The following is a 17,458-nucleotide window of genomic DNA, read 5'->3' as shown; positions in this document are numbered from 1 at the left end:
TGGTGTCAGTCACTCCCCGCGGTCGCGTCGGCCAGGGCGCTCGCGCCACCGACGATCTCGCTGATTTCCTGGGTGATTTCGGCCTGGCGGGCCGCGTTGGCAAGCCGGGACAGACTCTTGACGAGGTCCCCGGCGTTGTCGGTAGCCGACTTCATGGCGCGGCGGCGGGCGGCGTGCTCGGAAGCGGCGGCCTGCAGCATTGCGTTGTAGATCCGGCTCTCGACGTAGCGCGGCAGCAGCGCGTCCAGGACGCCTTCCGCCGACGGCTCGAAGTCGTACAGGGGCAGAATCTCGCCCCCCGCTGCGCCAGCAGCTGATTTCGCAGTCGCCGATTCCTTCGCCGCCTCGTCGAGGCTGAGCGGCAGCAGCCGGTTGTCCACCGGCGACTGCGTCATCATCGACACGAACTCCGTGAAGACGATGTGCAGTTCGTCCACGCCACCGTCGGCCGTGTCCTTCTGTACGGCCTCGATCAGCGGAGCCGCCACCGACTTCGCGTCCGCGTAGGACGGCTTGTCGGTGAACCCGGTCCACGACTCCACGACCGGACGCTCGCGGAAGCCGTAGTAGGCGACACCCTTGCGGCCGACGATGTAGTGGTCGACCTCCTTGCCCTCCGAGCGCAGGCGCTCGGTGAGCCGGTCCGCGGCCTTGATGGCGTTGGAGGAGTAGCCGCCGGCCAGACCGCGGTCGCTCGTGACGAGCAGGACCGCGGCCCGGGTCGGGTTCTCGGCCTCAGTGGTCAGCGGGTGCTTGGTGTTGGAGCCGGTCGCCACCGCGGTCACCGCGCGGGTGAGCTCGGTCGCGTACGGAGCCGACGCCTGCACCTGGCGCTGGGCCTTGACGATGCGCGAGGCGGCGATCATCTCCATCGCCTTGGTGATCTTCTTGGTGGCGGTGATGGACTTGATGCGACGCTTGTATACGCGAAGCTGTGCGCCCATGCTCAGCCCTCACCCAGCAGCTTGCCGTCCGAGGTCTCGAACTGCTTCTTGAAGTTCTCGATGGCCTCGGTGAGGGCTTCGACCGTCTCGTCGGGGAGCTTGCCGGTCTCGACGATGCCGGTCAGCAGCGCCTTGTGCTCGCGGTGCAGGTAGTCGAGGAACTCGCGCTCGAAGCGGCGGATGTCCACGACCGGTACGTCGTCGAGCTTGCCGGTGGTGCCGGCCCAGATCGAGACGACCTGGTCCTCGATGGCGAACGGCGCGTACTGGCCCTGCTTGAGCAGCTCGACCATGCGCTTGCCGCGCTCCAGCTGGGCCTTGGAGGCCGCGTCCAGGTCGGAACCGAAGGCGGCGAAGGCCTCCAGCTCGCGGTACTGGGCGAGGTCCACGCGCAGGCGGCCGGAGACGCCCTTCATGGCCTTGATCTGGGCGGAGCCACCGACACGGGAGACCGAGATACCGACATTCAGCGCCGGGCGCTGGCCCGCGTTGAACAGGTCGGACTCCAGGAAGCACTGGCCGTCGGTGATGGAGATGACGTTGGTCGGGATGAACGCCGACACGTCGTTGGCCTTGGTCTCGACGATCGGGAGGCCGGTCATCGAGCCCGCGCCCAGCTCGTCGGAGAGCTTCGCGCAGCGCTCCAGGAGGCGGGAGTGCAGGTAGAAGACGTCACCCGGGTAGGCCTCACGGCCCGGCGGGCGGCGCAGCAGCAGGGACACGGCGCGGTAGGCGTCGGCCTGCTTGCTCAGGTCGTCGAAGACGATCAGCACGTGCTTGCCCTGGTACATCCAGTGCTGGCCGATGGCCGAGCCGGTGTACGGGGCGAGGTACTTGAAGCCGGCCGGGTCGGACGCCGGAGCCGCGACGATCGTCGTGTACTCCAGTGCGCCGGCCTCCTCCAGGGCGCCGCGCACGGACGCGATGGTGGAGCCCTTCTGGCCGATGGCGACGTAGATGCAGCGGACCTGCTTCTTCGGGTCGCCGGACCGCCAGTTGTCGCGCTGGTTGATGATCGTGTCGACGGCCAGGGCGGTCTTGCCGGTCTGGCGGTCGCCGATGATCAGCTGACGCTGGCCACGGCCGATCGGGGTCATCGCGTCGACGGCCTTGAGGCCGGTCTGCATGGGCTCGTGCACCGACTTACGGGCCATGACGCCGGGAGCCTGGAGCTCCAGCGCGCGGCGGCCGTCGGTCTCGATCTCGCCGAGGCCGTCGATCGGGTTGCCGAGCGGGTCGACAACGCGACCCAGGTAGCCCTCGCCGACGGCGACGGACAGGACCTCACCGGTACGGGTGACCGGCTGCCCCTCCTCGATGCCGCTGAACTCGCCGAGGACGATCGCACCGATCTCGCGCTCTTCGAGGTTGAGGGCGAGACCGAGAGTACCGTCCTCGAACTTCAGCAGCTCGTTCGCCATCGCCGAGGGAAGGCCCTCGACCTTCGCGATGCCGTCTCCGGCCTCGCTGACCGTGCCGACCTCCTCGCGCGAGGCGGCGTCCGGCTTGTACGACTGGACAAAGTTCTCCAGCGCGTCCCGGATCTCCTCCGGCCGGATCGTAAGCTCCGCCATCTGGGTTCCCTGCTCTCCTTGTTGGGCCCGAAGTCTTCGTCACTACGGCCCAACTCGGGCCGCTAACTGCGCTTGTCTGGTAAAAACTGGGCTTTGAGTTGGTGGCTGGTCAGCCGGCCATTCGCCGGGCCGCCTCGTCGAGACGGTCGGCGATGGTCCCGTTGATGACCTCGTCGCCCACCCGAACGGTGATCCCGCCGAGGACCGTGGGGTCCACGTCGAGGTTCAGGTGCACCTGCCGGCCGTAGAGCTTGGCAAGCGCGGCGCCGAGGCGCTCCTTCTGCTGGTCACTCAGCGGAACCGCCGACACCACGACCGCGACCATCCGGTTACGGCGCGCAGCGGCCAGCTTGGACAGGGCGTCGATCCCTGTCTCAAGGCTACGGCCACGCGGGTGCGTCACAAGGCGGACCACGATCCGCTCGGTGACCGGGTTGGCCCGGCCGCCCAGCAGCGAGCGCAGCAGCTCGGCCTTGGCCTGGTTGGACGCGGCCTTGTCGGACAGCGCCGCCCGCAGCTCACTGCTGCCGGTGACGATGCGGCCGAACCGGAACAGCTCGTCCTCGACCTCGTCCAGTGCGTTGGCGCGCTGGGCGTCGATCAGGTCCGCGCTGTAGGACAGCTCCTCCAGCGCGTCGGTCAGATCACGCGACCGCGACCAGCGGGAACGGACCAGGCCCGAGACCAGGTCGAGGGTCTCTTCCCCTACCTTCGGCGGGGATGCCCCTACGCCGACCTGCGGACCGAGCAGCTGCTGGGCCAGACCGGCCTTGGCCTCACCGGGCTGTGCCGGGTCGGTCAGGTGCCGGCGAAGCGAACCCTCGCGGTCAAGGAGCGCCGTGACGGCGGCCAGCTCGTCGGCGAGCTTGGCAGCGTCGACGGATGTGTTGTCCGTCAGCGCGTCCAGCTGCTCGCGCGCGGCGGCCAGCGCCTCGCGGCTCGCTCCGTGGACGGTCATCGGGCCGCCTCGGCCTTCTCCTCAAGCTCGTCGAGGAAACGGTCGATCACACGGCTCTGCCGCGCCACGTCCTCCAGCGACTCGCCGACCAGCTTGCCGGCCAGGTCGGTGGCCAGCTGGCCCACGTCCTGGCGCAGCGCCTGCGCGGCAGCCCGGCGGTCGGCGTCGATCTGGGCGTGGCCGGCCGCGATGATCTCCTCGCGCTGGCGCTGGCCCTCCGCACGCATCTCCGCGATGAGCGCGGCGCCCTGCTCCTGCGCCTCCTGACGGAGACGGTTGGCCTCGTGGCGGGCCTCGGCGAGCTGCTCCTTGTACTTGGCAAGGGTCTGCTCAGCCTCGGTTTGAAGGGCCTCGGCCTTCTCGATGCCGCCCTCGATGGCCTCACGGCGCTCTTCCAGAACCTTGTTGATGTTCGGGAGGAGTTTCTTCGCAAGGAAGATGAAGACGATTGCGAAGGCGATCAGGCCAATGACGAGCTCTGGGATCGGCGGGATGAGGGGGTTTTCCGGCGCGGCGGCCGCCAACTGTGCCAGCGCGATCACATCAATGCCTTTCGTCTGAAGGGGCTATGTCCCGGAAGATCAGGTGCCGTAGACGAACGGCAGGACGATGCCGATCAGGGCGAGCGCCTCACAGAACGCGAAGCCAAGAATCTGGTTGGCGCGGATCAGGCCGGCAGCCTCGGGCTGACGGGCGAGGGCCTGGGTGCCGTTACCGAAGATGATGCCGACGCCGACGCCGGGGCCGATCGCGGCGAGGCCGTAGCCGATCGAGCCGAGCGAGCCGGAAACGGCGGCAAGGGTCTCAGTGGCAGCCATGGTTACTTCCTTCTCTTTCACGGACCGGTGGGGGTTGGCCACCGGACAATTGGGGGGGCTGGCGATCGGGCGCTCAGTGGTGCTCGGCGAGAGCGCCCTGAACGTAGGTGCAGGCCAGGAGCACGAACACGTACGCCTGGACGGCCTGGATGAACAGCTCGAACGCTGTCATCGCGATGGTCATCACGAACGAGACGCCCGCATAGGCGATCCCGATGCCGTTGAGCAGGTACCAGCTGGCGATGGTGAACATCAGCAGCAGGAGGTGCCCTGCGAACATGTTGGCGAAGAGCCGGACCGCGTGGGTAAACGGCCGCACCAGCACGTTGGAGAAGAACTCCAGGACGACGACCAGCGGAAGGATCGGGCCCAGCGACTTGTCGTAGCCGGTGACGTTCTTCCAGCCGCCGACGAAGCCGTGCTTCTTGAACGTCAGGTACATCCACATGATGTAGACGATCGCGGCGAGCCCGGCCGGGAAGGCGATGATCGACGTCACCGGGAACTGGGCGACCGGGATGATCGACCACAGGTTCATGATCCACACGAAGAAGAACAGCGAGACCATGAAGGGGACGTACTTCTCGCCAACCTTCTTGCCCAGGGTCTCGTAGACGATCCCCCGGCGTACGAAGTCGTATCCCGCTTCGCCGACCATCTGAAGCTTCCCCGGTACGACCTTCGGCTTGTTGAACGCCGCCCAGAAGAAACCGACGATCACGACGGTGCTCAGCAGGGCGAGCAGCATCGGCTTGTTGAAGTCGAAGCTGCCAACGCTGAAGAGCGGCTTGAAGATGAAGTTGTGCAAGCCCGGGGCCGGGAAGCCGCACCCTTCAAAGATGTGGCAGTTGGTCTCGGAGGCGAGCGTCGTTACATCACTCACCATGAGCTCCTTCAGCGTGGCACATAGGTACGGCAACCTCGATGTGTCGGCGCGGCGCACAGCCACGGAACGGCACTGGACTGGTCTTGCAGATATGGGGGCGGCGTCTAGGCGCTGAGCCGTTGGGCCGCGCAGGCATGACTGCTGCCCGCGCCAGCTCTGCCGCAGTTGAGACCGGACGATAGCAAACGAGCGCAGGCCCGCTCACACCGGCCCCGATGTTCACGACGGAGACCCGGAGGTATCCGGCTCCACGTAAAGGATCTTTGCCTTCATATGGGCACGGGCCTGTGCTGCGATCCACACGAGAGCGGCTGCGAGCAGCGTGAACCCGAAGGCCTTCGTGTTGAAGAGCGTGGTGTGCTTGAAGACGGCGAGGAAGATGCCGAGCAGCAGGATCTGTGTGGTGTAGAGCATCAGGCCCATGGCCTGGAACAGCTGGGGCAGCGATCGCGCGGTGCGCTGCAGGGCGATCAGCCCGGCACCCATGAACGCGATCACGATCACTGTGCCGAAGACGGCGCCGATCACACCCTTGCCACCCACGAGGGCAGCGCTCACAGCGACCGCGACCACGCCTGCGGCGGCAGTGGGGACGGCGCAGTTCAGGATGGTTCGGACGTCGTTGGACTGCATGGTGGCAGCTCCTCCGGCGAGGTGTTGGGGAAGACGTTCTGTCGTCGTTGGGTGACGAGCGTAGCCCGGGGCCGAGGACACGCCTCACACCGGAAGACCATCGCTCTAGGGTCTTTCGGCTCGCTTCCGGGTTCTCGTGAACGATATCACAAACTATTTGATGAGGTCTTTACTCGGTTCGTGTGTGCGCCGTCACACAGGAGGAGTACAAACTTCGACCGTCCGGGGGACGGCCTCACTCGGAGATCGGCCGGACAGGCCCTAACGGCGGCTTTCCGCAGGCTGGCGCTCCGGGCGGCCCGGGAGCAGGGCGCGCTCACCCACGGCGGTCGCGCCGTTGACGCCGGGGGCCTGGCCGGAGGCGACGAGGGCGGCGGCGGCCGCCTGGGCCTCGCGGCGGGAGCGGCGGTAGCGGGGTGGGACGAAGGACTCGGCCCAGCGGGGGGCGCGCGGGCGGAAGCGGGGGAAGAGCAGGGCGACGAGGCCGATGGCGCTGAGGGCGATGATCGCGAGGACGATCCAGAGGCTGGAGGAGTTGACCGAGAAGGCGACGGCGCCGAAGGCGATCAGGGCCGACCAGAAGTACATGATCAGGACGGCCCGGCTGTGCGAGTGGCCGATGTCCAGCAGCCGGTGGTGGAGGTGGCCGCGGTCGGCCGCGAAGGGCGACTGGCCGTTCCACGTACGGCGGACGATGGCCAGGACGAGGTCGGAGGCCGGGATGGCGATGATGCTCAGCGGGAGCAGCAGCGGCATGTAGACCGGGACCATGAAGTGCGTGGTGGCGCGGCCCGAGCCGGTCATGTTGGTGATGGAGTCCGGGTCGACCTGGCCGGTGATGGAGATGGCGGCCGAGGCCAGCATGAGGCCGATCAGCATGGAGCCGGAGTCGCCCATGAAGATGCGGGCGGGATGCAAGTTGTGCGGGAGGAAGCCCAGGCACATGCCGATGAGGATGGCGCTGAAGAGGGTGGCGGGGGACGCCGCGTCGACGCCGTAGCCGTACCAGAGCCGGTATGCGTACATGAAGAACGCGATGGAGGCGATGCAGACCATACCGGCGGCCAGACCGTCCAGCCCGTCAACGAAGTTGACCGCGTTGATCGTGATGACGACCAGCGCGACGGTGAGCAGGGTGCCCTGCATCTGCGTCAGCGAGACCGTGCCGACGCCGGGCACCGGGAGCCAGAGGATCGTCAGACCCTGAAGGACCATCACGCCGGCGGCGACCATCTGCGCGCCGAGCTTGATGAGGGCGTCGACGCCCCACTTGTCGTCCAGGACGCCGAGCAGCCAGATCAGCCCGGCGCCGGAGAGCAGCGCGCGTGGCTCGTTGGACAGCTCGAAGACGCTCCGCAGGTTCTCCAGATGCGCGGCGACCAGCAGTCCCGCGCACAGGCCGGCGAACAGGGCGATGCCGCCCAGCCGGGGGGTTGGTTCCCGGTGGACGTCACGGTCGCGGATCTCGGGCATGGCGCCGGCCGCGATGGCGAACTTCCGCACCGGCCCCGTGAGGAGGTAGGTGACGGCTGCTGCCACGCAAAGGGTCAGGAGGTACTCGCGCACGGGCACACCCTATTCGCGTCCGGGTGGCGACTGTAAACACTTCTAGTGACTCACAGCGGGTGCCCAGGGTTGCAGGGCACCATGCTCTGTGTCCGTTATGTCTGATAAGGGGGGTACGGCGGGAAGCCGCCGACCAGCTGTGCGACCCGCTGCGCGATGCCGCGCTCCTGGCGTACGGCGCGGGCGATCAGGCCTGCGACCTGCGGCATCTCGTCCGTCCCCATGCCCTGGGTGGTGACCGCGGCGGTGCCCAGGCGGATGCCGGAGCCGACCGAGCTGGGTTCCGGGTCATACGGGAGTGTGTGTTTGTCGAGCACGATTCCCGCCGCCGCGCACCAGCCGCGGGCCTGAGCGCCGGTCGCGCCGAGCGGGGAGACGTTGGCGGTGATCAGGTGGGTGTCGGTACCGCCGGTCGAGATCCGCAGGCCCTGGCCGGCCAGCGCCTCGGCGAGGGCGCGGGCGTTGGCGGTGACCTGGTGGGCGTACGCGGCGAAGGCGGGGGTGGCCGCCTCGGCGAGGGCGGCGGCCTTGGCGGCGATGGCGTGCATGTGCGGGCCGCCCTGCGAGAACGGGAAGACGGCACGGTCGATCCGCTGCGCGAGGTCCGCGCCGCACAGGATCAGACCCCCGCGCGGGCCACGCAGCGTCTTGTGGCTGGTGGCGCACACCACATCCGCGTACGGCACCGGGTTGGGCGCCGCGCCGCCGGCCACCAGGCCGAGGGTGTGGGCGGCGTCGACGATGAGGTAGGCGCCCACGTCGTCGGCGATCTCGCGGAAGGCGGCGTGGTCGATGTGCCGGGGGTAGGCGATGGAGCCGCAGACGATCGCCTTGGGGCGGTGCTGGTGGGCGAGTCGTCGGACCTCGTCGTAGTCGATCAGGTCGGTGCCGCGGGTCACGCCGTAACCGACGATGTGGAACCAGCGGCCGGAGAAATTGGACTCCGAACCGTGTGTGAGGTGCCCACCGTGCGGAAGTGCCATCGCCAGGACGGTGTCACCGGGCACGAGAAGGGCCGCATACGCCGCCAGGACGGCCGAGGAGCCCGAGTACGGCTGGACGTTCGCGTGGGCCGCGCCGAAGAGCCTGGTGGCCCGTTCAATGGCCAGCCGCTCGGCGAGGTCGACCAGCTCGCAGCCGGCGTGGTGGCGCTGGCCCGGGTAGCCCTCGGCGTACTTGTTCGCCAGCGGTGAGCCGAGCGCGGCGAGGACGGCGGGCGAGGTGAAGTTCTCGCCGGCGATCAGCTGCAGGCAGTTGCTCTGGCGCTGCACCTCGCCGAGGACGACGTCGGCCAGTTCCGGATCCTGCGTACGCAACTGCTCGAAACCGGTGCCGGTGGCCCAGGTGGTCTGCCCTGCTGTTTCCGCGGTCGTCGACATGGCTCGGCGCTCCGGTGTGACGGGGATCTCCCCACCACTGTGGCACCGATGCGGGCAAACCGCCCAGTACACGCAGAAGCGTTACGCCGTCGGGGCGGGGACGCCGGTGAGGGCGGTGACCACCGGGTCGAGGGCGGCGTGTATCTCCTCGCCGACGCTGCGGAAGAACGTGAGGGGAGCGCCGTACGGGTCGTAGACCTCGTCGGCCTCGGCGTCGGGCGCGAGGAGCCAGCCGCGGAGGGCGGCGGCGGCCCGGACCAGGGAGCGCGCCCGCGCCGTCACGCCACCGTCGTCGGGGAGGGTGGCGGGGTCGATGGCGCGGACGAGGCGGGTGAACTCCTTGAGGGTGAAGGTGCGCAGGCCCGCCGCGTGCCCCATGGAGATGACCTGGGCGCGGTGGTCGCGGGTGGCGGTGAGGACGAGGTCGGCGTCGATGACGTGCTCGTCGCGCAGCTCGCGGCCGGTGAAGCCGGAGGGGTCGGCGGAGTACTCGGCGAGGACCGCGGCGGCGTGGGCCTCCATGGGGGCGCCCTCGTGCCCCCAGGTGCCGGCGCTCTCGACGAGGATCCCGGCGGCTCCGTCGCCGAGCCGCCGGGTCAGCTCATGACGAGTCAGCCGCTCGGCCATCGGCGAGCGGCAGACGTTGCCGGTGCAGACGTGGAGGATGCGGAAGACGTCATCGCGCTCACGCTGAACACCCGGCAGGCCAGGTATCAACTGCTGACCTCCAGGTCGGGCACGACCTCCCGGAGCTGCTCGGCGGTGAGCGCGCCCGCCCGCAGCAGCACCGGTACCTTGCCGGTGACGTCGACGATCGACGACGGTACGGCGGCGGGCGTGGGTCCGCCGTCGAGGTAGACGGCGACGGAGTCGCCGAGCATCTCCTGGGCGGCGTCGCAGTCCTGCGGGGACGCGTGGCCGGTCAGGTTGGCACTGGAGACGGCCATGGGACCGGTCTCGGTCAGCAGCTCGATGGCGACGGGGTGCAGCGGCATACGGACGGCGACGGTCCCCCGGGTGTCGCCGAGGTCCCACTGCAGGGACGGCTGGTGCCGGGCGACGAGCGTGAGCGCGCCCGGCCAGAAGGCGTCGACCAGCTCCCAGGCCTGCTCGGAGAAGTCGGTGACCAGGCCGTGCAGGGTGTTCGGGGAGCCGACGAGAACGGGCGAGGGCATGTTGCGGCCACGCCCCTTGGCCTCCAGCAGGTCGCCCACGGCCTCGCGGTTGAAGGCGTCGGCGCCGATGCCGTAGACCGTGTCGGTGGGCAGCACGACGAGTTCGCCGCGGCGAACGGCAGAGGCGGCCTCACGCAGTCCGGCGGCGCGGTCGGTCGCATCCGAGCAGTCGTAACGCCGTGCCATTAGCTGACCTCCAGGTGATGCGCCGTCCTGACGGCGGGGCTTTTGTACGCAGAAGTACGGGGCGTCGCGCCCCAGGAGAACGCGGCAGGAGCGAGGTTGCCCGGCGCCATCATGGCGTCGCCTTGCGGGCAGTGGTGAACCTGGGCCGGTTGTTCAGGTCGGGATGGTCCGCGGCGTCGGCCCAGCCCGCGTCCTCCTTGAAGATCCACGGGACCTGGCCGCCCTGCGTGTCGGCGTGCTCGATGACGACGACGCCGCCGGGGCGGAGCAGGCGTTGGGCGGTGCGCTCGATGCCACGGATGGTGTCGAGGCCGTCCTCGCCGGAGAAGAGCGCCAGTTCGGGGTCGTGGTCGCGAGCCTCGGGCGCGACGTACTCCCACTCGGTGAGCGGGATGTACGGCGGGTTGGAGACCACGAGGTCGACCTGGCCGTTCAATTCCGGAAAGGCCGTCAGCGCGTCGCCGTGCCGCAGGTCGACCTTGCTGCCCTCGGTGTTCTTCCGGGCCCAGACCAGGGCCTCTTCGGACAGTTCGACCGCGTGGACGCGGGAGCGCGGCACCTCCTGGGCCAGCGCGAGCGCGATCGCGCCGGAGCCGGTGCAGAGGTCGACGATCAGCGGCTCGGCGACGTCCATGGCGCGTACGGCGTCTATGGCCCAGCCGACCACGCTCTCGGTCTCCGGACGCGGTACGAAGACGCCGGGACCGACCTGCAGCTCGAGGTAGCGGAAGAAGGCGCGGCCGGTGATGTGCTGCAGCGGCTCGCGGGCCTCGCGGCGGGCCACGGCCTCCCAGTAGCGGGCGTCGAAGTCCGGGTCGGGGACGGCGTGCAGCTCACCGCGCTTCACCCCGTGCACGTACGCGGCCAGTTCCTCCGCGTCGAACCGCGGGGACGGCACGCCAGCGTCGGCCAGCCGCCGCGTCGCTGCCGCGACTTCGGCGAGCAACAGGTTCACGTCGTCCTCTCCTGGGCCAGGGATGTCCTCAAACGCCGGACGGGCTTAGTTTTCACCGGCCGCGGCCAGCTTCGCAGCCGAGTCGGCGTCGACGCACGCCTGGATCACGGCGTCGAGGTCCCCGTCGAGGACCTGGTCCAAGTTGTACGCCTTGAAGCCGACGCGGTGGTCCGAGATGCGGTTCTCGGGGAAGTTGTACGTACGGATGCGCTCGGAGCGGTCGACGGTGCGGACCTGGCTGCGGCGGGCGTCGGAGGCCTCGCGCTCGGCCTCCTCCTGGGCGGCGGCCAGCAGCCGGGAACGCAGGATGCGCATCGCCGACTCCTTGTTCTGGAGCTGGCTCTTCTCGTTCTGGCAGGAGACGACCAGGCCGGACGGGAGGTGCGTGATACGCACCGCGGAGTCGGTGGTGTTGACCGACTGGCCGCCGGGGCCGGACGAGCGATAGACGTCGATACGAAGGTCGTTGGGGCCGATCTCGACCTCGACCTCGTCGGCCTCGGGGGTGACCAGGACGCCGGCGGCGGAGGTGTGGATGCGCCCCTGGGACTCGGTGGCGGGCACGCGCTGCACGCGATGCACCCCGCCCTCGTACTTCAGACGCGCCCAGACGCCCTGGCCGGGCTCGGTGGCACCGTTGCCGCCCTTGGTCTTCACGGCGACCTGGACGTCCTTGTAGCCGCCGAGGTCGGACTCGTTGGCCTCGATCAGCTCGGTCTTCCAGCCGACGCGCTCGGCGTAGCGCAGGTACATCCGCAGCAGGTCGCCGGCGAACAGCGCGGACTCCTCGCCGCCCTCGCCCGCCTTGACCTCGAGGATGACGTCCTTGTCGTCGCTGGGGTCGCGCGGGACGAGCAGCAGCCGGAGCTTCTCGGTGAGCTCCTCGCGCTGCTTCTCCAGCGACTTGGCCTCGGCGGCGAAGTCCGGGTCGTCGGCCGCGAACTCGCGGGCTGTCTCGATGTCCTCGCCGGTCTGCTTCCACGTGCGGTAGGTGCCGACGATGGGGGTCAGCTCGGCGTAGCGCTTGTTGAGCTTGCGTGCGTTGGCCTGGTCCGCGTGGACCGAAGGGTCGGCAAGCCGCTTTTCGAGGTCGGCATGCTCGCCGATGAGTTCCTCGACCGCCTCGAACATCTGGGATCCCTGCTTACTGCTGCTTGAGGTGAAGGTGAAGGTGACGGGCCGGGACGACAAAACGCCGGTCCGGCTGACCGGCATGAATCCGGGCAGCCGAGAACCGGCGCTTGTGGGTCGCTACTTCTGGGCGGACCCGGCCTTCTTGCCGAAGCGGGCCTCGAAGCGGGCCACACGGCCACCGGTGTCGAGGATCTTCTGCTTGCCCGTGTAGAACGGGTGGCAGGCCGAGCAGACGTCGGCGCGGATGACGCCGCTCTTCTCGGTGCTGCGGGTGGTGAACGAGGCGCCGCAGGTGCACGTGACCTGGGTCTCCACGTACTCCGGGTGGATTTCGCGCTTCAAGGGAATCTCCTGGTTTCTCGGGAGGGTCCCGGGTCGTGAGGCGGGTTTGCGTCACGTGAACCGGGGCCGACGTACCAGTCTGCCAGGACCGGCCGTATCTCCCAAAACGAGGCGTCCCCGGTGGTTATTCCTGCGCTCTAAGAGGAGCTCTTCACGACACCCTTCGTGCCCGCCTGGTCACCGGCGGAGCCCTTCGTGGCGCTCTTGGGGATCGTCCGGTCGGCCCGCAGCGCGGCCCAGACCTGGTCGGCCTTGCCGGTCAGGGGGATGACGCGGTTGGGGTCGGCGGGGTCGTACTGGACCGGCATGGTGATCATGTGGAGGTCGTTGGAGCCGATGCTCTTCATGCTCTGCGCGAGGCCCATGAGGTTGCCGACCGAGGCGAGGTCGGAGTCGGTGGTGAGGGCACCGGTGGCGGTGTCGGCGACCTTGTAGAGCTTGGTGGGGCTGGTGAGCAGGCCGAGGCTCTCGACGCGGGCGATGAGCGCCTTGACGAAGGCCTGCTGGAGCTCTATCCGGCCGAGGTCGCTGCCGTCGCCGACGCCGTGGCGGGTGCGGACCAGGCCGAGGGCCTGCCGGCCGTCGAGGGTATGGGTGCCGGCCTTGAGGTGCAGGTGGCTCTCGTTGTCGTTGATGTCCTGGGCGGTGGTCACCTTGACCCCGCCGAGGGCGTCGATGAGGTGCTGGAAGCCGGAGAAGTCGATCTCGATGTAGTGGTCCATACGGACGCCGGTCATCGACTCGACGGTCTTCACGGCGCAGGCGGGGCCGCCGACGGCGTACGCGGAGTTGAACATGACGCCGGTGGCGGCGGGGAGCTGCGTGCCGCCCTTGGTCTTGGTGCAGGAGGGCCGGTCGACGAGGGTATCGCGGGGGATGCTGACCACGCCGGCCTTCTTGTGGCCCCTGTAGATGTGCACGATCATCGCGGTGTCCGAGCGGGCCGTGCCGTCGTCCTGGCCGCCGCCGGCCTTCTTGTTGCTGCCGGAGCGGGAGTCGGAGCCGAGGACGAGGATGTCCATGGAGCCGTTGTCGAAGTTCGTCGGGCGGTCGGTGCCCAGCGCCCCGTTGATGTCGATGCCCTTGATGTTGCCGTTGAGCTTGAAGTAGATGTAACCGGCACCGGTGAGGCACAGCAGGACCGCGGCAGTGGCTGTCCAGACGACCGCGCGCAGAGCTTTGCGACGGGGGGCGCGATGATTGGGCTGCGTCATTATCTCCTCTGTCCTTGCCTGCTCCGATACCCCCAGTTGTGGTGATCAAGCACCTTTTGTCCTGGTTGTCAGACGTTCGGGGGACAGACAGGGTTCCAAATACTGATGAACATGCAAAAAAGGGCCACCCCGTCGACGCGGCGACAGGGTGGCCCTTCGTACGATCCGTCAGTCGTTGTTCTGACCGGGGGTCGTCTTGGCGATCTGCATCAGGAACTCGGCGTTCGACTTCGTCTGCTTCATCTTGTCGAGCAGCAGCTCGATCGCCTGCTGCGAGTCGAGCGCGTGCAGCACTCGGCGCAGCTTCCAGACGATGGCGAGCTCCTCCGGGTTGAGCAGGATCTCTTCCTTACGGGTGGCGGACGCGTCGACGTCCACGGCCGGGAAGATCCGCTTGTCGGCGAGCTTGCGGTCGAGGCGGAGCTCCATGTTGCCGGTGCCCTTGAACTCCTCGAAGATCACCTCGTCCATGCGCGAGCCGGTCTCGACCAGCGCGGTGGCCAGAATGGTCAGCGAGCCGCCGTCCTCGATGTTGCGCGCGGCACCGAAGAAGCGCTTCGGCGGGTAGAGCGCGGTCGAGTCGACACCACCGGACAGGATGCGGCCGGAGGCGGGCGCCGCTAGGTTGTACGCACGGCCCAGACGGGTGATGGAGTCCAGCAGGACGACGACGTCGTGGCCCAGCTCCACCAGGCGCTTCGCCCGCTCGATGGCGAGCTCGGCGACGGTGGTGTGGTCCTCGGCCGGGCGGTCGAAGGTCGAGGAGATGACCTCGCCCTTGACCGACCGCTGCATGTCGGTGACCTCTTCCGGACGCTCGTCGACCAGAACGACCATCAGGTGGCACTCGGGGTTGTTGTGGGTGATCGCGTTGGCGATCGCCTGCATGATGATCGTCTTACCGGTACGCGGCGGGGCCACGATCAGACCACGCTGACCCTTGCCGATCGGCGCGACGAGGTCGATGACCCGGGGGATCAGCTGGTTCGGCTCGTTCTCCAGCCGCAGCCGCTCCTGCGGGTACAGCGGGGTGAGCTTGCCGAACTCGGGGCGGCTGCGGCCGGAATCGGCGGCCATGCCGTTGGCCGAGTCCAGGCGGACCAGCGCGTTGAACTTCTCGCGGCGCTCGCCGTCCTTGGGCTGGCGGACCGCGCCGGTGACGTGGTCGCCCTTGCGCAGGCCGTTCTTACGGACCTGGGCGAGGGACACGTACACGTCGTTCGGGCCCGGCAGGTAGCCGGAGGTCCGGATGAACGCGTAGTTGTCGAGGATGTCGAGGATGCCCGCGACGGGGATCAGGACGTCGTCCTCGTTGACCTGGGGCTCGTTGCCGAACTCCTCGCGGCGGCTGCCGCTGGTGCCCCGGCCCCGGCGGTCGCGGTAACGGCCGCGGCGACGGCGGCCGCCGCCCTCGCCGTCGTCGTAGTCGTCCTGGGCGCCGCCGCCCTGGCCGCCCTGCTGGCTCTGGCCCTGGCCCTGCTGCTGGCCCAGGCCCTGCTGCTGGCCCTGCTGGCCCTGCTGGCGGTCGCGGTCACGCTCGCGGTCACCGCGCTGCGGCTGGCCGGCGCCACCGCCGTCCTCGCCCTTGTTGCGGCGGTCGCGCTGGCGGTCCCGGCGGCCCTCACGGTCCTGGCGGTCGCCGCGCTGGCGGTCCCGGCCGCCCTGACGGTCGTCGCCGGCCTTGGCCTCGGCCGCGGGGGCCTTGCCCTCGGCGGTGTCGACGGCGGCCTCGGCACGGTCGTTCCGGGCGGCGGGAGCGGTCCGGTCGGCACGCTCGGCGCGCTCGGCCTTGGGCTGCTCGCCGCCGGGCTGGCCGGGGATGTCGATCTGCTTCGCCTGGTCGGGCGCGGCGGGCGCGGTGGCCGCTACGGCCTTGGCCTCGGCGTTGTCGCCGGTGCGGGTCCGCGAGGTGGCGCGGCGCTTGGGCTTCTCGGCGGGCTCTCCCCCCTGGGAGGCGGCCGGAGCGGCCTTGGCAGCGGTGGTGGCGCCGCCGGACTGCGCGGCCTTGATGGTCTCGATCAGCTGCCCCTTGCGGAGCCGCGCGGTGCCCTTGATCCCGAGACTGGAAGCGAGCTGCTGCAGCTCGGCCAGGACCATGCCCTCAAGACCGGTGCCTGAGCGGCGGCGCTTGGGGGCAGCAGCACCGGTGGCAGGCGCGGCAGCGTCGGGCGCGGCGGCATTGCCTTCCACGCGCACGCCCATCAGATCGGTGGTGTCGCTCACGAAGGGTCCTTCCCTGGAGCGGACGTCGGCCTGTCTGGCTCGGCGACCGGTTGTGCTGTCCGGATCTGGCCTTTGTCCCTGACCTGATCCGGGGCGGTGGTCCGCCTGACGGCGGCAGAAAATGACATACGTGGTTTTGGCGCGGAGAGATCACTCAGGTGATGTGTCGCTCGCGCCGACTCCGGAGCGTGCTCGGCACTGCTCAGGCAGGCTGCCTATGCGGTGTGGGAGGCTCCCGGAAGAATGGCGGTCCCGAGACGGGACACGGAGCACCGAGCCGCAATGGCATCGAGTGCAGACTTGACATTAACACTACCGGATCCAACAAACATTCCCCCTCTCATCGACCGGCAATCGTGTCACTGCCCCACAGCCAGCGGCAGGACACTCGCCCCAGCCCCGTCCAGGGTCAGGCGGTTGGCCGCCCACCCGGTGCCGGCCAGCTGGGAGACCTTGTCGGCGGCCCCGTCATCGGTGAGCGCCAGCACCGTGGGGCCCGCCCCCGAGATGACAGCAGGGACGCCCTCGGCGCGCAGACGGTTCACCAAAGCCACACTTTCGGGCATGGCGGGAGCACGGTAATCCTGGTGCAACCGGTCCTCGGTGGCGGGAAGCAGCAGCTCGGGGCGGTGCGTGAGGGCCTCCACCAGCAGCGCGGCCCGGCCGGCGTTCACCGCGGCGTCGACATGCGGGACGGTGCGCGGGAGCAGGCCACGGGCGGTCTCGGTCAGCACGGGCTTGGACGGTACGAACACCACGGGCACGACGGCCTCGGAGGGGTCCAGCCGGATCGCGTGGGCGGTGCCGCCCTCCGTCCAGGCCAGGGTGAAGCCGCCGAGCAGACAGGCGGCGACATTGTCCGGGTGGCCCTCGATCTCGTTGGCCAGCTCCAGCAGCGCTGCGTCGTTCAGCTTGTCCTGCCCGCCTATCGTCACCGCGCGGGCGGCCATGATGCCCGCGCAGATGGCGGCGGAGGAGGAACCGAGGCCCCGGCCGTGCGGGATGCGGTTGGCGCAGACGACCTCGAGGCCGCGCGGCTGCCCGCCGAGCACGTCGAACGCGGTGCGCAGGGAGCGTACGACCAGGTGCTTTTCGTCCCGGGCGAGCGTTTCGGCACCCTCTCCGGCGATGTCGACGTGCAGCCCGAAGTCGGCCACGCGGACCACGACGTCGTCGTAGAGCCCCAGGGCCAGGCCGAAGGCGTCAAAGCCGGGTCCGAGGTTTGCGCTGGTCGCGGGGACGCGCACTCGGACGGCGGCGGCGCGGAAGGCGGGTCCGGCCATCGTTCGATGACTCTCCTTGTACTTCAGGGCGGTTCTGCCTCGGATGCCGCTGCTTTACGGCTTTACGGCGGGAGGACTTTTGGGGCGCCAATGCCGGTGGCATGGGCCGGATCGGCGCACGCGCGACGCCTGTGTGGGCTCAGCCTATCGAAGGAAGGTTCTGTTGCGACATAGGGCGCACGAACAGC

The 17,458-nt window shown here is 69.2% G+C and carries 17 protein-coding genes; all 17 read right to left on the bottom strand.

Going from position 1 to position 17,458, the window contains the following annotated elements:
- Nucleotides 1–5 precede the first annotated feature (5 nt).
- Nucleotides 6–944 carry a F0F1 ATP synthase subunit gamma gene (locus EFK10_RS44450; RefSeq protein ID WP_127361318.1) on the bottom strand — a complete coding sequence of 313 codons (939 nt, stop codon included), beginning with the start codon at nt 942–944 and terminating at the stop codon, nt 6–8.
- A 2-nt stretch (nt 945–946) separates the two neighbouring features.
- Nucleotides 947–2,518, bottom strand: coding sequence for a F0F1 ATP synthase subunit alpha (gene atpA, locus EFK10_RS44445; protein WP_127361317.1), 1,572 nt, complete (start codon nt 2,516–2,518; stop codon nt 947–949).
- Between the two features lie 109 nt (nt 2,519–2,627).
- Nucleotides 2,628–3,476, bottom strand: coding sequence for a F0F1 ATP synthase subunit delta (locus tag EFK10_RS44440; protein ID WP_127361316.1), 849 nt, complete (start codon nt 3,474–3,476; stop codon nt 2,628–2,630).
- Nucleotides 3,473–4,018 (bottom strand): F0F1 ATP synthase subunit B, encoded by a 546-nt coding sequence (locus tag EFK10_RS44435; protein ID WP_127361315.1) that lies wholly within the window; start codon nt 4,016–4,018, stop codon nt 3,473–3,475. The genes EFK10_RS44440 and EFK10_RS44435 overlap by 4 nt, the downstream gene beginning before the upstream one ends.
- A gap of 39 nt (nt 4,019–4,057) precedes the next feature.
- Nucleotides 4,058–4,294, bottom strand: coding sequence for an ATP synthase F0 subunit C (gene atpE / locus EFK10_RS44430; RefSeq protein WP_127361314.1), 237 nt, complete (start codon nt 4,292–4,294; stop codon nt 4,058–4,060).
- A gap of 73 nt (nt 4,295–4,367) precedes the next feature.
- On the bottom strand, nt 4,368–5,177 hold the full coding sequence (atpB, locus tag EFK10_RS44425; RefSeq protein ID WP_127361372.1) for a F0F1 ATP synthase subunit A: 810 nt from the start codon (nt 5,175–5,177) through the stop codon (nt 4,368–4,370).
- Nucleotides 5,178–5,399: 222 nt separating this feature from the next.
- Complete coding sequence (locus EFK10_RS44420) at nt 5,400–5,813, bottom strand: hypothetical protein (protein ID WP_127361313.1); 414 nt, start codon at nt 5,811–5,813, stop codon at nt 5,400–5,402.
- A 261-nt stretch (nt 5,814–6,074) separates the two neighbouring features.
- Nucleotides 6,075–7,379 carry an MraY family glycosyltransferase gene (locus EFK10_RS44415; RefSeq protein ID WP_127361312.1) on the bottom strand — a complete coding sequence of 435 codons (1,305 nt, stop codon included), beginning with the start codon at nt 7,377–7,379 and terminating at the stop codon, nt 6,075–6,077.
- 95 nt (nt 7,380–7,474) lie between these two features.
- Nucleotides 7,475–8,758: a serine hydroxymethyltransferase gene (locus EFK10_RS44410; RefSeq protein WP_127361311.1), complete on the bottom strand. Its 1,284-nt coding sequence runs from the start codon at nt 8,756–8,758 to the stop codon at nt 7,475–7,477.
- A gap of 81 nt (nt 8,759–8,839) precedes the next feature.
- Nucleotides 8,840–9,475 carry an arsenate reductase/protein-tyrosine-phosphatase family protein gene (locus tag EFK10_RS44405; protein WP_127361310.1) on the bottom strand — a complete coding sequence of 212 codons (636 nt, stop codon included), beginning with the start codon at nt 9,473–9,475 and terminating at the stop codon, nt 8,840–8,842.
- Nucleotides 9,472–10,119 carry an L-threonylcarbamoyladenylate synthase gene (locus EFK10_RS44400; RefSeq protein WP_127361309.1) on the bottom strand — a complete coding sequence of 216 codons (648 nt, stop codon included), beginning with the start codon at nt 10,117–10,119 and terminating at the stop codon, nt 9,472–9,474. The genes EFK10_RS44405 and EFK10_RS44400 overlap by 4 nt, the downstream gene beginning before the upstream one ends.
- A 109-nt stretch (nt 10,120–10,228) precedes the next feature.
- A complete protein-coding gene (gene prmC, locus EFK10_RS44395) occupies nt 10,229–11,074 on the bottom strand; it encodes a peptide chain release factor N(5)-glutamine methyltransferase (protein WP_127361308.1) in 846 nt (281 codons plus the stop codon).
- Between the two features lie 45 nt (nt 11,075–11,119).
- Nucleotides 11,120–12,205 carry a peptide chain release factor 1 gene (gene prfA, locus EFK10_RS44390; protein WP_127361371.1) on the bottom strand — a complete coding sequence of 362 codons (1,086 nt, stop codon included), beginning with the start codon at nt 12,203–12,205 and terminating at the stop codon, nt 11,120–11,122.
- A 120-nt stretch (nt 12,206–12,325) separates the two neighbouring features.
- Complete coding sequence (rpmE, locus tag EFK10_RS44385; RefSeq protein ID WP_127361307.1) at nt 12,326–12,550, bottom strand: 50S ribosomal protein L31; 225 nt, start codon at nt 12,548–12,550, stop codon at nt 12,326–12,328.
- 137 nt (nt 12,551–12,687) lie between these two features.
- Nucleotides 12,688–13,764, bottom strand: coding sequence for an LCP family protein (locus EFK10_RS44380; protein ID WP_127361306.1), 1,077 nt, complete (start codon nt 13,762–13,764; stop codon nt 12,688–12,690).
- Between the two features lie 168 nt (nt 13,765–13,932).
- The gene (gene rho / locus EFK10_RS44375) at nt 13,933–15,987 is read right to left on the bottom strand and encodes a transcription termination factor Rho (protein ID WP_240677854.1); all 2,055 of its coding nucleotides are present in this window, start codon (nt 15,985–15,987) and stop codon (nt 13,933–13,935) included.
- Nucleotides 15,988–16,346: 359 nt separating this feature from the next.
- Complete coding sequence (gene thrB / locus EFK10_RS44370; protein WP_127361305.1) at nt 16,347–17,270, bottom strand: homoserine kinase; 924 nt, start codon at nt 17,268–17,270, stop codon at nt 16,347–16,349.
- Between the last annotated feature and the right edge of the window lie 188 nt (nt 17,271–17,458).

It is taken from the genome of Streptomyces soli (assembly GCF_003999195.1).
Taxonomy (GTDB): Bacteria; Actinomycetota; Actinomycetes; order Streptomycetales; family Streptomycetaceae; genus Actinacidiphila; species Actinacidiphila soli.
This window is presented reverse-complemented; position numbering and strand designations above follow the sequence as displayed.

Bases quoted from the DNA above. Each gene is read 5' to 3' on its own strand.
- EFK10_RS44450 (WP_127361318.1), bottom strand. From the start codon at position 944: ATGGGCGCACAGCTTCGCGTATACAAGCGTCGCATCAAGTCCATCACC.
- atpA (WP_127361317.1), bottom strand. From the start codon at position 2,518: ATGGCGGAGCTTACGATCCGGCCGGAGGAGATCCGGGACGCGCTGGAG.
- EFK10_RS44440 (WP_127361316.1), bottom strand. From the start codon at position 3,476: ATGACCGTCCACGGAGCGAGCCGCGAGGCGCTGGCCGCCGCGCGCGAG.
- atpE (WP_127361314.1), bottom strand. From the start codon at position 4,294: ATGGCTGCCACTGAGACCCTTGCCGCCGTTTCCGGCTCGCTCGGCTCG.
- EFK10_RS44420 (WP_127361313.1), bottom strand. From the start codon at position 5,813: ATGCAGTCCAACGACGTCCGAACCATCCTGAACTGCGCCGTCCCCACT.
- EFK10_RS44410 (WP_127361311.1), bottom strand. From the start codon at position 8,758: ATGTCGACGACCGCGGAAACAGCAGGGCAGACCACCTGGGCCACCGGC.
- EFK10_RS44400 (WP_127361309.1), bottom strand. From the start codon at position 10,119: ATGGCACGGCGTTACGACTGCTCGGATGCGACCGACCGCGCCGCCGGA.
- prfA (WP_127361371.1), bottom strand. From the start codon at position 12,205: ATGTTCGAGGCGGTCGAGGAACTCATCGGCGAGCATGCCGACCTCGAA.
- EFK10_RS44380 (WP_127361306.1), bottom strand. From the start codon at position 13,764: ATGACGCAGCCCAATCATCGCGCCCCCCGTCGCAAAGCTCTGCGCGCG.
- thrB (WP_127361305.1), bottom strand. From the start codon at position 17,270: ATGGCCGGACCCGCCTTCCGCGCCGCCGCCGTCCGAGTGCGCGTCCCC.